The organism is uncultured Pseudoflavonifractor sp., assembly GCF_944387805.1.
GTDB lineage: Bacteria > Bacillota > Clostridia > Oscillospirales > Oscillospiraceae > Pseudoflavonifractor.
Genome location: NZ_CALXGI010000068.1, coordinates 1 through 13,772 on the forward strand (window position 1 = coordinate 1; position 13,772 = coordinate 13,772).

The window sequence follows — 13,772 nt, forward strand, 5'->3', positions numbered from 1 at the left end:
AGGTTGGCAGACCTTAACTTAATCTATCGGGGAGTCTTTTTTTGTCCATAGCTATAAGCTCTTTATCCACTGGCAGACCCAGTGGTTCTTTAAGCAACAAAAAAACGGGTTTTGACCGCGCAGATGTGCGTTCAAAACCCGTTTTATTATGCAAGTCCGCAGTATTTCCGCCAGCGGCCGCTGCGCCACCGGAAGGTACACAGAACGCCCCGCAGAATCAGGTCCGCGGCCATAGCGATCCACACCGCCTCCAGGCCCATGCCGAATTGGAATACCAGCAGCGGTGCCAGGGCGATGCGCACGCCCCACATGCACACCAGGCTGACCACCATGGGGAAGCGGACATCCTGTCCGCCCCGGAGGGCGCCGGTGAACACAATGGAGGCGGCGAAGAAGGGCTCGGCCACTGACACGATGCGCAGCACCATGGCGGCCTGATCCACCACAGTCTGGTCTGTGTTGAACAGCCCTGCCAGGGGCGCGGCCAGCAGGAAGAGCAGCACGCCGGTCCCCACGCACAGCCCAAAGCCCAGGATGCCGGACAGGTCGCCGTAGGCCTCGGCGTCCTCCCGGCTGTCTTCCCCCACCGACTGACCCACCAGGGCGGTGGCAGCGTAGGAGATGCCGTAAGCCGGCAGGTAGCACAGGCCCTCGGCGGTGGTGGCAATCTGGTTGGCCGCCAGGGCTACGGTACCCAGGTGGGCCACCAGGGCGGTCATGGCGATCTGTCCCAGGTTTACAGTAGCCCGCTCGGCAGCGGAGGGCAGCCCCAGCATAGCCGCCCGGCGGAGAATGGGCCCGTCCGGCCCCAGGCTCTCCCGAAGCTTCACCCGGTACCGCTCTCCCTGGTGCAGCGCCACCCACACCATGGCCACGCCTGATGCGGTAAGAGCGATGGCGGAGGCGATGGCCGCCCCCGCGGCGCCCAGCCCGGCGCCGGGGATGGTAATCGTCCCTCCAAAGAGTTCTGCCGGGCGGGTGGGGTAGATGAAAAAGAAATTGAGCACAATGTTGAGCAGGTTGGCCAAAGTATTGAGGATGAGAGGCGCCTTGCTGTTGCCCATGCACCGCAGCACTGCGGAGAACACGATGCCCGCCGAGGCGAAGGGCAGGGCGGCGGTGTAGCACCGCAGATAGGCCACGGCGTCGGGGTACACGTCGGGTTTGGCCCCCAGCCACAGCGGGATAAATCCGGCCAGCAGCTGATACACCGCCAGGGCTATAAGCCCGCAGGCAAAGGCCCCCAGCACGCTCTGTCCCAGCACCTTCCGCACACGCTTGTCGTCCCCGGCGCCCACCGCGTGGGAGATCTGCACCGAAAAGCCGACGCCCACACCGGCCAGAATGCCGTTGATGAGCCAGATGGACGCCGCGTTCACTGACACTGCCGCCGTGCCTCCCGCGCCCAGGACGCCTACCATGGCGGTGTCCACATAGCTGACCATGGTGGCCAGAATCTGTTCCATAATCGCGGGCCAGGACAGCCGCCACATGGTGCCCATGCGGCGGCTCCCGGCCCGTTGCTTCCATTTCAATGTTATCTTCCTCTCCTTCGGGGCGGACACACCTATACGCCGGTCAGGTCAAAATTGGGGATAAAACCCTCGGTGGCCGAGAGCAGCTCCTGGGTGAAGCCGTCCAGGTTCAGGGCGGAGAAGTACGCCTCCGCCGCCCGGATCTCCGAGTTTCTGGCCCGGCGGTTGATCTCCGGGTACTCCGCCGCCCGGCCGCAGGGCACATACTGGCTCATGAGGGAAAAGAGGACGGTGTGGGGCGGGAACTGCTCCGAGACAAAGTCCATCACCGCCTTGGCCTCCTTCACCCGGCCGGGCAGAATCAGGTGCCGGACGAGCACGCCCTTCTTCAGCAGGCCCTCCCCGTCCAGCTCATAGGGGCCGGTCTGGCGCACCATCTCCCGGATGGCCGCCGCCGCCTTCTCCGGGTAGTCAGGCGCGCCGGAGTACCGCGCCGCAGCGGCGGAATCCAGGTACTTCAGGTCGGGCATGTAGATCTGCACCTTCCCCTCCAGAGCACGGAGGGTGTTCACCTCGTCGTAGCCCCCCGAGTTCCACACCACCGGCACCGGCAGAGGCTCGGCCAGCGCCTTGGCGATGGCGTGGGAAAAGTGGGTAGGGTTGACCAGGTTGATGTTGTGGGCCCCCTGGGCGATGAGCTCGAAGAAGATCTCCCGCAGCCGCTCCACCGTGACGGGCTTGCCGAAGTTGCCGTGGCTGATCTCGTCGTTCTGACAGAACACACACTTGAGAGAGCAGCCGGAGAAAAACACGGTGCCCGAGCCGCAGGTACCCGAGATGGGGGGCTCCTCCCACATGTGGAGGGCGGCACGGGCCAGCACCGGCAGAGACGGCATGGCGCATATGCCGCTGCCGGCAGTCTCGGTCCGCTCGGCCCCGCACTTGCGGGGGCAGATGCTGCACTTCATGGCCCTCACTCCGCCTCCCCGGGCAGGGTCTTGCGCCAGTCGGGCCCCAGGTTGCCCTCCTTCCAGTGCTTGCGGCACAGGCCGATGTACTGGTCATTGGCCCCCAGCACCACCTGCTCCCCCTCCTTGAGCACACGGCCCTGGGCGTCAAAGCGGGCGTTGTAGGTGGCCTTCTTGCCGCACCAGCAGATGGTCTTAATCTCCTCGATAATATCGGCGCAGGCGAGCAGCTCCCGGGAGCCGGGGAACAGCTCTCCCCGGAAGTCGGAGCGCAGGCCGTAACAGATGACAGGCAGGTTCAGCTCGTCCACCAGATAGGTCAGGTACTGCACCTCCTCCCTGCTGAGGAACTGGGCCTCGTCCACAATGACGCAGGCGTAGGGCTTCAGCTCCTCCGGAGACATGGCCCGCAGGTCGGAAAAGTAGATGCAGGGGTTGCTCAGCCCGGCCCGGGAGGCCACGAAGCGTGCGCCGTCCCGCTGGTCAATGGCGGGCTTCACCAGCAGGGCCTCCTGGCCCCGCTCCTCATAGTTGTACCGCACCATCAGGGCGTTTGCCGTCTTGCTGGAGCCCATGACCCCGTAGCGGAAATAGAGCTTTGCCATCCGTCTCTCCTCTTTCTCTCTCAATTGGACCCATATTACATGAGCTTTTTCACTACATTCAGGTTCTTGCCCCCGTAGGGTGGGTACCGCAGAGGCAGGTCCAGCTTCCCCCGGCGCACCACCGTGCGGTAGTGGGTAAAGGTATCGAAGCCGGTCCTGCCGTGGCAGGCGCCCATGCCGCTGTTGCCCACGCCGCCGAAGGGCACGTGGGGATTGGCCAGGTGGATGACCGTGTCGTTGACGCACACGCCGCCCGAGGGCAGGGCGGAGACAATCCGCTTCTCCAGTGCTCTGTCCCCCGTGAAGAGATAGAGCGCCAGGGGACGGGCCTTCTTCTGCTGCCGGGCGATGAGGTTGTCCAGACTGTCATAAGTGAGCACGGGCAGCACCGGGCCAAAGATCTCCTCCTGCATCACGCTGTCCGTCTCCGCCACGTCCACCAGTACCGTGGGCTCGATGCGCCGGGCAGCCGGGTCAGTGCGGCCGCCCACGGCGGTCTTTCCGCTCCCCATCAGACCGGCAACCCGGTTGAAGTGCTTTTCGTTGATGATTTTGGGCAGGTCAGGTCCGGTCAGAGGGTCAGCGCCGTAGAGTTGATGGATCTGTCCGGCCAGCTCCTTCACAAAGGCGTCCCGCAGGTTTTGGGGGATATACACGTGGTCGGGGGCCACGCAGGTCTGGCCCGCGTTGAGGAACTTGCCCCAGGCGATGCGCCGGGCGGCCAGGGGAATGTTGGCGTCCGGGGCGATGATCACCGGCGACTTGCCGCCCAGCTCCAGGGTGACGGGGGTCAGGTGCTGTGCTGCCGCGGCCATCACCGTCTTGCCCACGGCGGGAGAGCCGGTGAAGAAGATATAGTCAAAGTCCTGCTCCAGCAGTGCGGCGTTCTCCGCCCTGCCGCCCTGGACTACGGACACGTACTCAGGCGGGAAAATGTCCCCCAGCAGCTCGGCCACCACACTGGACACGTTGGGCGCGTAGGCCGACGGCTTCACCACGGCGCAGTTGCCCGCCGCCAGGGCGGAGACAAGGGGCACCAGGGTGAGCTGCACCGGGTAGTTCCAGGGGGACATGATGAGGACGGTGCCGTAGGGCTGGGGCACCACCCGGCTGCTGGCCGGGAAGAGAGGCATGGCCGAAGGACGCCGCTTAACCGCCGCCCACTTCTTCAGGTGCTTGCGGGCAAAGCGCAGCTCCCCCAGGGTCATGCCGATCTCGCTGAGCCAGGACTCATAGGCCGCCTTGCCCAGATCGGCCTTCAGGGCGGCGCACAGGGCCTCCTCCCGCTCCTCCAGGGCCTGCTCCAGCTTTTTCAGCTGAATGAGCCGCCACTCCACGCTGCGGGTGGCTCCGGTATTCCAAAATTCCCGCTGCCGGGACACCATGGTCTCAAATTCCATCCATTACCTCCTGTGTATTGCCCGCTCCGGCCAGTCCCTCCTCCACCAGGGGCGTGAAGGGCTGGAAGGCGTTGGGCACGGCGTAAATCTGCCGCAGAGCAGGGCCGTCGGCCCACACCCATCCCTCGGGCAGCGCCTCCGTCTCCGCGTGTACCATCCGGGCGGTCATGTGCCATTCAATGTGGGTGAAGATGTGCTTTCCCGTGCCGCCCCACCGCTGAGACGCCGGGACGATACCCCACGATTCCAGTATACCCGTTTTTTCCGCCGGCTCGTTGGGGTACTCCCACAGTCCGGCCAGCAGGCCCTTTTCCGGCCTGCGGCGGAGGGCTACTTTACCCTCATGGAAGATGAGGTATACCGTCCGCTCCTCCACCCGACGTGCCTTCTTGGGTGCTTTGACGGGGAGGGAATTGATTTTGTCCTGGGCCAGAGCGGCGCAGAAGCCCGCCGCCGGACACTTATCGCACAGGGGTGCGCCGTTGGGCAGGCACACGGTTGCCCCCAGCTCCATCATGGCCTGGTTGAAAGCGCCCGGCATGGCGGTGGGGATGATCTCCTGCAGCGCCCGTCCCATCCGCTTCCTGGTGGCAGGGAGGGTGATGTCCCCCTCGTCCCCGGCGATGCGGGAGACCACCCGGAGCACGTTGCCGTCCACCGCCGGGACAGGGATGCCGAAAGCGATGGAGGAGATGGCCCCCGCCGTGTACTCCCCCACTCCGGCCAGGGTGAGCAGCTCCTCATAGCTGGCGGGAATGGCCCCGCCGTACCGCTCCATCACCTGTCCGGCGGCCTTTTTCAGGTTGCGGGCACGGCTGTAATACCCCAGCCCCTGCCAGAGCTTCATCAGGGTGTCGTCCTCAACCGCCGCCAGGGCTGCCACGTCGGGCAGGGCCGCCATGAAGCGGCTGTAATAGCCCATTACGGCGGCCACCCGGGTCTGCTGGAGCATAATCTCGCTGACCCAGACGTGATAGGGGGTGGGATCGCTCCGCCAGGGCAGCACCCGGGCGTTCTCGTGGTACCAGGCCAGCAGGGGGATGGGCAGTTGTTCCAGTTCTCTCAAGGGTGACCTCCGCAGATATATTTTCTCTCAGAAATTGGGCGGACAAACCGCGTTGCGGCTTGTCCAGCAGACATTATATAATGAAGAAAAACTTTTTTCAACAGGCCAATCAAACCCATGCCCAAGTCCGTCTAATGGGTGAAAAGGAGCTCCAATTCAACTGAGAGGAGGGATCCCCTCTGGACGCCAACGAGTACGCCCACAAGGCACATGAATACCGCACCGCCCTGTACCGCACGGCGCTGCTCTACCTCCACAGTCCGTCCATGGCCCTGGATGCGGTGGACGAGGCGGTGTACAAGGGCCTGACCGCCTGCCGCAAGCTGCGCCAGCCCCAGTTCTTCCACACCTGGCTGACCCGGATTCTCATCAACGTCTGCAACGACGAGCTGCGCCGCCGCGCCCGGGAGACCGGTATGGATGAGCTGCCCGAGACGGCGGCCGAGGCCTTCGACAACCTGCCCCTGAAGGAGGCCATTGCCCGGCTGCCCAGGGACCTGCGGGCGGTGGTCATTCTGCGGTACTTCACCGGTCTGACCCTGGCCGAGACCTCCCAGGCTCTGGACATTCCCCAGGGCACGGTGGTCACCCGGCAGCGCCGGGCACTGGCCCTTTTGAAACTGGAATTAAGCGACACCGAGGAGGTGTGACCATGAACCGAAATGAGGAATACAACGCCCTGCTCCGGGAGCTGGAGCAGGTTCCCCCTGCGCTGGACGGCACGGTGGACCGGGCCAGAGCCAGGCTCCGCCGCAGGCGTGCCGGCCGCTGGTGCGGCATTCCGGCTGCCAGTCTGGCAGGCGTGGCCGCGGCCTTTGTGCTGCTGGTCAACTACTCCATGCCCTTTGCCCAGGCCTGCTCCACTGTCCCTGTGCTGCGGGAGCTGATGGCTGCCGTGGCCTTCTCCCCCAGCCTGAAGCTGGCGGTGGAACACAATTACGCCCAGTATATCGGCGAGGAACAAATACAAAACGGTGTCACCCTGCGCCTGGAATACCTGATTCTGGACCAGGGACAGCTTCAGTTCTTCCTGAAGGTGGACGGCCCCCACGGCCACTACATGGCCTCCGCCGACCTGGCTGACGGGGATGGCGTCCCTCTGGAGGGCTGTGCCATCTCCTCCTCCGCCTTTGACCCCGGCGAACTGACCGGGGCGGTGTCCGTCCACGTCTCGGACGATACCTTCCGCTTCCCCGAGGTGCTGCGGCTCACCCTCCATCTGGAGGGCGAGGACGGCGGCGCCGTGGATGTTCCCAGACCCGCGCTGGGCGATGGAGAGGAGACCACTCCCGCCTATGAGGGGGATTTCTTCTTCGAGATTCCTCTGGACGCCTCCCACCTCAACGACGTGGTGTCCATCCCCATGGGGGACTGGGTGGAGGTGGACGGCCAGCTGCTCCGCTTCGCCCTGGACAGCTACCCCACCCATGGCCGCCTGACCGTGGAGGAACACCCGGACAACACCGCCTCCCTGGCGGGGCTGGACTTCTACCTGGAGGACGAGAAGGGCAACCGGTACGGGGACAGTTCCTCCGGTTCCATCGGCGCTCTGGGCAACGCCCACATGTGCGACACCACCTTCTTTGCAGACCCCGCCCACCTGAAGCTCCACATCACCCGTCTGGAGTGGCTGGAGCCAGACAGGGCGTGGGTGACGGTGGATCTGGAGCAGGGCATGGCCCTGGATCCCCTGCCCGACGGCGTGGAGCTGGCGGTGAACCGGACAGAGGACTCCGTCACCGAGCTGGCCTTCCTGGCCCCGGAGCCGCCGGAGAGCGACGAGTATCACATGGTGAGCTATCAGGTGTGCGGCGGCAGCTACCGCGCCCCCGGCGGCGAGACCTGCTATTTCAACACCCACAGCTCCCTGCATGTAGGTGAGCTGTGGTACGGCACGGACGCCGCGTTCACCGTGCCCGAGGGGTACTTCGTGGAGCTCTATCCGCTGGTGGGGTACGATGCGCCCACCGTGGAGCTCTCCCTCCACTTCACCCAGCGCAAGGACCTGGACACTCCCATCTCCGTAACCCTAAAATAGAACGCAAAAAATCCCGCCGGGCGTGGAGTTTTCCACACCCGGCGGGATTTTTGTGGACAAAATTTACTTGTGCAGCTTTTCCAGCAGCTCCACTGCCTCACGGACCATGCGGTCGCAGTGGGGCTTGCGGGGCTCTCCCCGCTTGGCGGCCTCGGCGAGAAGCTGGGCGCAGTCCAGACAGCCGTTCTTCTCCTTGAAGGCGTCGGTCAGCTCCTTGGCGGCGGCAGAGTCCTTGCCGGTCATGCCCAGCACCATCAGCGCGCCGGTAACGGCGCCGCAGGTGGCGCCCCGGCGCATGCCGGAGCCAAAGTTGCTGCCCAGGGCGTTGGCCGCCTCGTGGCTCAGGCCGCACTCCTGTGCAAAGGGGATGAGCACCGACTGACAGCAGTTGTAGTGTACCGTTGTGTCCGCCCGAAGGGCGTTTACATGTTCCTGTTTCGTCATTGGTTTTTCCTCGTTTTCTCTCTGATTTATTCCGCATCCAGCACCATCTGGTTGTATTGCAGGAAGCGGAAGCCCAGCCGCTCATAGAGCCGGGCTGCGTTCGCGTTGGCCGGGGTGACCTCCAGCCGGAAGCGGCGGCACTCGGGGTGGGCCGCCATCACCTGGTTGAACACCTGACTGCCGTAGCCCTTGCCCCGGCAGCTGTCCTTGAGGTACAGCTCATCGAAAATGAGCACCTTGCCGCCCACCTCAGAGGCGTAGTTCCAGGACAGGTAGCAGTATCCCACCGGCTCGCCGTCCTCCAGCAGCAGCAGGCCCTCAATCAGGGGCTGCGCCGGGTCAGCCGCGTCCCGGAACGCCTGCTCCAGGGTGGAAAAGTCCACCTCATGCTCCACGGCCGGGCTGTGGTAGAAGTCTGTCACCATGCCCATGACCGCGTCCCGGTCTCCGGACACCATGGGTCTCATTGTAAGCATCTTATTCTTCCTTTCCATTATATATATTAATTGAAAATATCCGGGTTGTCGCTGAACATCCGCTTCACCCGCTCCAGCAGGGGGCGGTGCTTCCGCTTCTCCAGCCCCGGGTCGGCCTCCAACAGGTCACGGGCGGCCTGCTGGGCCTCCTTGAGCAGCCGCACATCTCCCGCCAGGTCCGCAATGTGGAGCTGGGGCAGGCCGTGCTGCCGGGAGCCGAAGAAGTCGCCGGGACCCCGGAGCTTCAGGTCTTCCTCGGCAATTTTGAAGCCGTCGGTGGTGGAGGCCAGCACCTTCAGCCGTGCCCGGCTGTCCTGGCTGTGGGTGGCGGTCATGAGCACGCAGTAGGACTTGTGCTTGCCGCGGCCCACCCGGCCCCGGAGCTGGTGGAGCTGGCTCAGACCGAAGCGCTCCGCATTCTCCACAATCATCAGCGCCGCGTTGGGCACGTCCACACCCACCTCAATGACGGTGGTAGACACCAGTACGTCAATGTCACCGGCGGAAAAGGTGGACATGACCGCGTCCTTGTCCCTGGGCTTCATCTTGCCGTGGACAAAGGCCACCCGCAGGTCGGGAAACACCTGGGTTTTCAGGGTCTCGGCATAGGTGGTCACCGCCTTCAGGTCAGCCAGACCGCCGAAGGCGCCCTCTCCGTCCGGGTTCTCCTCCACAGCGGGGCAGACGATATAGGCCTGTCGGCCCTCAGCCACCAGCTTGCGCACAAAGCTGTACATCCTCTGCCGCTTGTCCTCCCCCACCACAAAGGTCTCTACCGGCGTGCGGCCGGGGGGCAGCTCGTCAATAACTGACACGTCCAAATCTCCGTACACGATGAGGGCCAGGGTACGGGGGATGGGGGTGGCGGACATGACCAGCACATGGGGCCGCAGACCGCCGTCCGCCTTGGCCGCCAGGGCCGCACGCTGGGCCACGCCGAAGCGGTGCTGCTCGTCGGTGATGACCAGCCCCAGCTTGTGAAATTCCACGCCCTCGCTCAGCAGGGCGTGGGTGCCCACCATCAGGTCCACCTCGCCCGCCGCCAGGGCCGCCTTTGCCTTCCGCTTTTCGGCGGCCTTCATGCTGCCGGTGAGCAGCCCCACCTTCATCCCGGCGGGGGACAGCAGGGCGGACAGGGAGCGGAAATGCTGCTCGGCCAGGATCTCGGTGGGGGCCATCATGGCGCTCTGCCAGCCGCTCTGCCAGGCCAGCCAGGCACAGGCGGCGGCTACCGCCGTCTTGCCCGAGCCCACGTCGCCCTGGACCAGCCGGTTCATGGGCCGGCCCGAGGCCATGTCCGCCGCCGCCTCGTCCACGGTACGGCGCTGGGCGCCGGTGAAGGAGAAGGGCAGCAGGGACAAAAACGGCGCCAAATCCCGCCTCTCCACCCCCGGACCGGCGCCCCGGTCCCGTCCCGTGCGCAGCAGGGACATACCGCAGGAGAGGAGGAAGAACTCCTCAAAAATCAGCCGCCGCCGTGCAATCTCCAGCGCCTCCCAGCTCTCGGGGAAGTGGATGTTCCGGCAGGAGAACTCCACCTGGGCCAGGCTGTGGGCCAGGCGCACCTCCTCGGGCAGCAGCTCGGGCACCTGCCCGGCGCACTCGTCCACGCACCGCCGGGCCAGCCCGGCCAGCAGGTTGTTGGAGATGCCCGCCGTCAGGGGGTAGACCGGCATGATGCAGCCGGTGAACCGGGCAGCGCCCTCCCGCTCGAAGACCGGGTTGGTCATCTGCCGCCCCCTGCCCTGCCGCTCCACTTTACCATAGAAAATGTAGCTCTCCCCCAGGCGCAGGGCGTCCCGCACATAGGCCTGGTTGAAGAAGGTGACGGTCATCACCGCCGTCTCGTCGGCCGCCTTCACCTTCACCAGCTCCAGGCCCTTTCGGATATGGGACACCCGGGGCGTCTCCGCCACCAGGGCCGCCACGCACACTGGCACTTCCTCCGGCGCGGCGGCGATGGTGGAGATTTTGGTCCGGTCCTCGTAACTGCGGGGATAATACCCCAGCAGGTCCCCCACGGTGGCCAGGCCCAGTTTTGCCAGCCTGGCGGCCCGGGCGCCGCCGATGCCCGGCAGCTCCCTGAGCCCGCTCTCCAGCGTCAGCGCCATGGTACTCCCCCTTTCCAGCCTGTGAGGCCTAGTCTACCATAAAATAAGCGGCCAAACAAGCGTTCCCAGCCCTTCACAATTAAGAACCATCTTAACCGTTTTCTTTTCATCCTTCCGTCTTGTTTTTTTGCTTTACCGCCTGTCAGACAAGGTTAAGTCCCAACTACCTCTTTTTACCCGTCTCCTTTTCATTTTACGTTTTCTCTTGTCGGTTTTGCAGAAGATATGTTCTGCTCTTTCATTTTTTGTCATTTTTTCTCCTGCCATATGTCTTTCTTTTCTTTTTTTGCAGAGCGTCATAAATTCCATTGCAAAACAGAGCTGTAATCGATATAATATTTTTTAACACAGCAGTTTGACCGGACCGGCGGAGAAAGAAAGGATGAGGCAAGTGACAGAGCGCATATTCAACAAGGTATTGGTGGCCAACCGCGGCGAGATCGCCATCCGGGTGTTCCGCGCCTGCTATGACCTGGGACTCCACACTGTGGCCATGTACTCCCACGAGGATATCAACAGCCTGTTCCGCACCCGGGCCGACGAGGCCTACCTCATCGGCGAGAATAAATCCCCCCTGGGGGCCTATCTGGACATTCCCGCCATCATCGACCTGGCCAAGCGGCGGAAGGTAGACGCCATTCACCCGGGCTACGGTTTCCTCAGCGAGAACCCGGACTTTGCCCGGGCCTGCGAGGCTGAGGGCATCAAGTTCATCGGCCCTTCCTCTGAGGTGCTCGCCCGTATGGGCGACAAGCTGGCTGCCAAGGCCACAGCCATTGCCTGCGGCGTGCCTACCATACCCGGCTCTGACCGCCCATTGCGGGACGCGGACGAGGCCCTGGAGAAGGCTGTGTCCTACGGCTTTCCCGTCATTCTCAAAGCCGCCGCCGGCGGCGGCGGCCGGGGTATGCGCCGGTGCGACACGCCGGAGGAGGTCAAACCCGCCTTTGAGCTGGTGCGCAGCGAGGCCAAAAAGGCCTTCGGCAGCGAGGATATCTTCATCGAAAAGTACCTGGTGGAGCCAAAGCACATCGAGGTGCAGATCCTGGGCGACCAGTACGGCAACGTAATGCACCTGGGGGAGCGGGACTGCTCCCTCCAGCGGCGGTATCAGAAGGTGGTGGAGTACGCCCCCGCCTGGAGCGTGCCTCAGGAGATTCGGGACAGGCTCCACGCCGACGCGGTGAAGGTGGCCCGCCACGTGGGCTATGTCAACGCAGGCACTGTGGAGTTCCTGGTGGACAGGGACGGCAACCACTACTTTATTGAGATGAATCCCCGGATTCAGGTGGAGCATACTGTCACCGAGATGGTCACCGGCGTGGATTTGGTGCGGGCCCAGATTCTCATCGCCGAGGGCTGCCCCCTGTCCGATCCCCGCATCGGCCTGACGCGCCAGGAGGACGTACACATCAGCGGCTACGCCATCCAGTGCCGGGTCACCACCGAGGACCCTGCCAACAACTTTGCCCCTGATACCGGCAAAATCACCGCCTACCGGTCCAGCGGCGGCTTCGGCGTCCGGCTGGACGGCGGCAACGCCTACACCGGCGCGGTCATCTCTCCCTACTACGACTCCCTGCTGGTCAAGGTCACCGCCTGGGACAACACCTTTGTGGGCACCTGCCACAAGGCGGTGCGGGCCGTCAGCGAGGAGCACGTCCGGGGCGTCAAGACCAACATCCCCTTTATCACCAATATCCTCACCCACCCGGCCTTCCAGGCGGGCAGGTGCCACACCAAGTTTATCGACGAGACCCCCGAGCTCTTTGACATCAACACCGGCCGGGACCGGGCCACCAAAGTGCTCAAGTACATCGCCCAGATTCAGGTGGACAGCCCCTCCGCCGAGCGCAAGCAGTACGACATTCCCCGGTTCCCGCCGGTCACCGGCAGCCGGCCTGAGGGCCTCAAGCAGCTGCTGGACCGGGAGGGCCCTGAGGCGGTGAAGAAGTGGGTGCTCTCTCAGAAGAAGCTGCTCATCACCGACACCACCATGCGGGACGCCCACCAGTCCCTGCTCTCCACCCGGGTGCGCACCCGGGACCTGCGCCTGGCGGCCGAGGGCACCAGTGAAATTCTGGCCGGCTGCTTCTCCCTGGAGATGTGGGGGGGCGCCACCTTTGACGTGGCCTACCGGTTCCTCCATGAGTCCCCCTGGGAGCGGCTGGACACCCTGCGGAAGAAGATCCCCAACATCCCCTTCCAGATGCTCCTCCGCGGGGCCAACGCGGTGGGCTACACCAACTACCCCGACAACCTGATCCGGGAGTTTGTCAGAGAGTCCGCCCGCAGCGGCATCGACGTGTTCCGCATCTTCGACTCCCTCAACTGGGTGCCCGGCATGGAGGTGGCCATGGAGGAGGTGCTCAAGGAGAACAAGCTCTGCGAGGCCACTATCTGCTACACCGGCGACATTCTGGACCCCAGGCGGGACAAGTACACCCTTCAGTACTATGTGAATCTGGCCAAGGAGCTGGAGCGCCGGGGGGCCCACCTGCTGGCCATCAAGGACATGTCCGGCCTGCTCAAGCCCTATGCGGCCAAGAAGCTGGTGTCCACCCTGAAGCAGGAGGTGGGCCTGCCCATCCACCTCCACACCCACGACACCACCGCCAACCAGGTAGCCGCTTACCTTATGGCCGCCGAGGCAGGGGTGGACATTGTGGACTGCGCCATCGCCTCCATGTCCAGCCTGACCAGCCAGCCCTCCATGAACGCGGTGGTGGCCGCCCTCCAGGGCACGGAGCGGGACACCGGCCTGGATCTGCAGCGGCTGCAGAAGCTGGACGACTACTGGTCCGACGTGCGCCTGCGGTATGAGAGCTTTGACCACGGCCTGAAGAACCCCACCACCGACATCTACCGCTACGAAATTCCCGGCGGACAGTACACCAACCTGTACCCCCAGGTCATCTCCCTGGGCCTGGGCCACCGGTTCGAAGAGGTCAAGGAGATGTATAAGACCGTCAACGACATGCTGGGCGACATCGTGAAGGTGACCCCCTCCTCCAAGATGGTGGGGGACCTGGCCATCTTCATGGTGCAGAACAACCTGACGCCGGAGAACATTGTGGAGCGGGGAGAAGCCCTCACCTTCCCCGACAGCGTGGTGAGCTACTTCAAGGGCATGATGGGCCAGCCGGCCTGGGGCTTCCCCGAGGATTTGCAGCGGGTGGTGCTCAAGGG

11 protein-coding genes are annotated in these 13,772 nt (G+C 64.2%); 3 read left to right on the forward strand and 8 right to left on the reverse strand.

Features of this window, described 5'->3' with window-relative positions; translation table 11 throughout:
- Positions 1-146 precede the first annotated feature (146 nt).
- Genes Q0K06_RS12265 through mutY form a run of 5 tightly spaced genes read right to left on the reverse strand, consistent with a single transcriptional unit; the run spans position 147 to position 5,514 of the window.
- On the reverse strand, positions 147-1,535 hold the full coding sequence (locus tag Q0K06_RS12265; protein ID WP_294552943.1) for an MATE family efflux transporter: 1,389 nt from the start codon (positions 1,533-1,535) through the stop codon (positions 147-149).
- 32 nt (positions 1,536-1,567) lie between these two features.
- Positions 1,568-2,443 (reverse strand): 4Fe-4S cluster-binding domain-containing protein, encoded by an 876-nt coding sequence (locus tag Q0K06_RS12270; protein WP_294552946.1) that lies wholly within the window; start codon positions 2,441-2,443, stop codon positions 1,568-1,570.
- Positions 2,444-2,448: 5 nt separating this feature from the next.
- Positions 2,449-3,048, reverse strand: a complete 600-nt coding sequence (locus Q0K06_RS12275) for a thymidine kinase (RefSeq protein ID WP_294552949.1) — start codon at positions 3,046-3,048, stop codon at positions 2,449-2,451.
- Positions 3,049-3,083: 35 nt separating this feature from the next.
- The gene (locus Q0K06_RS12280; protein ID WP_294552951.1) at positions 3,084-4,448 is read right to left on the reverse strand and encodes an aldehyde dehydrogenase; all 1,365 of its coding nucleotides are present in this window, start codon (positions 4,446-4,448) and stop codon (positions 3,084-3,086) included.
- Positions 4,438-5,514 carry an A/G-specific adenine glycosylase gene (mutY, locus tag Q0K06_RS12285; RefSeq protein WP_294552954.1) on the reverse strand — a complete coding sequence of 359 codons (1,077 nt, stop codon included), beginning with the start codon at positions 5,512-5,514 and terminating at the stop codon, positions 4,438-4,440. Before mutY ends, Q0K06_RS12280 begins: the two co-directional genes overlap by 11 nt.
- 179 nt (positions 5,515-5,693) lie before the next feature.
- On the opposite strand from mutY, the gene Q0K06_RS12290 reads away from it, so the two are divergent.
- Positions 5,694-6,164, forward strand: coding sequence for a sigma-70 family RNA polymerase sigma factor (locus Q0K06_RS12290; protein WP_294552972.1), 471 nt, complete (start codon positions 5,694-5,696; stop codon positions 6,162-6,164).
- A gap of 2 nt (positions 6,165-6,166) precedes the next feature.
- Positions 6,167-7,552, forward strand: a complete 1,386-nt coding sequence (locus tag Q0K06_RS12295) for a DUF4179 domain-containing protein (RefSeq protein WP_294552957.1) — start codon at positions 6,167-6,169, stop codon at positions 7,550-7,552.
- A gap of 63 nt (positions 7,553-7,615) precedes the next feature.
- Here Q0K06_RS12295 and Q0K06_RS12300 read toward each other — a convergent pair whose 3' ends face one another.
- Genes Q0K06_RS12300 through recG form a run of 3 tightly spaced genes read right to left on the reverse strand, consistent with a single transcriptional unit; the run spans position 7,616 to position 10,583 of the window.
- On the reverse strand, positions 7,616-7,996 hold the full coding sequence (locus Q0K06_RS12300; protein ID WP_294552960.1) for a C-GCAxxG-C-C family protein: 381 nt from the start codon (positions 7,994-7,996) through the stop codon (positions 7,616-7,618).
- A 26-nt stretch (positions 7,997-8,022) separates the two neighbouring features.
- Complete coding sequence (locus tag Q0K06_RS12305; RefSeq protein ID WP_294552963.1) at positions 8,023-8,472, reverse strand: GNAT family N-acetyltransferase; 450 nt, start codon at positions 8,470-8,472, stop codon at positions 8,023-8,025.
- 26 nt (positions 8,473-8,498) lie between these two features.
- Positions 8,499-10,583 carry an ATP-dependent DNA helicase RecG gene (gene recG, locus Q0K06_RS12310; RefSeq protein ID WP_294552966.1) on the reverse strand — a complete coding sequence of 695 codons (2,085 nt, stop codon included), beginning with the start codon at positions 10,581-10,583 and terminating at the stop codon, positions 8,499-8,501.
- 382 nt (positions 10,584-10,965) lie between these two features.
- Between recG and Q0K06_RS12315 the strand changes: the two genes are divergently transcribed.
- Positions 10,966-13,772: pyruvate carboxylase (locus Q0K06_RS12315; protein ID WP_294552969.1), on the forward strand; the 2,807-nt coding region annotated here is incomplete at its 3' end.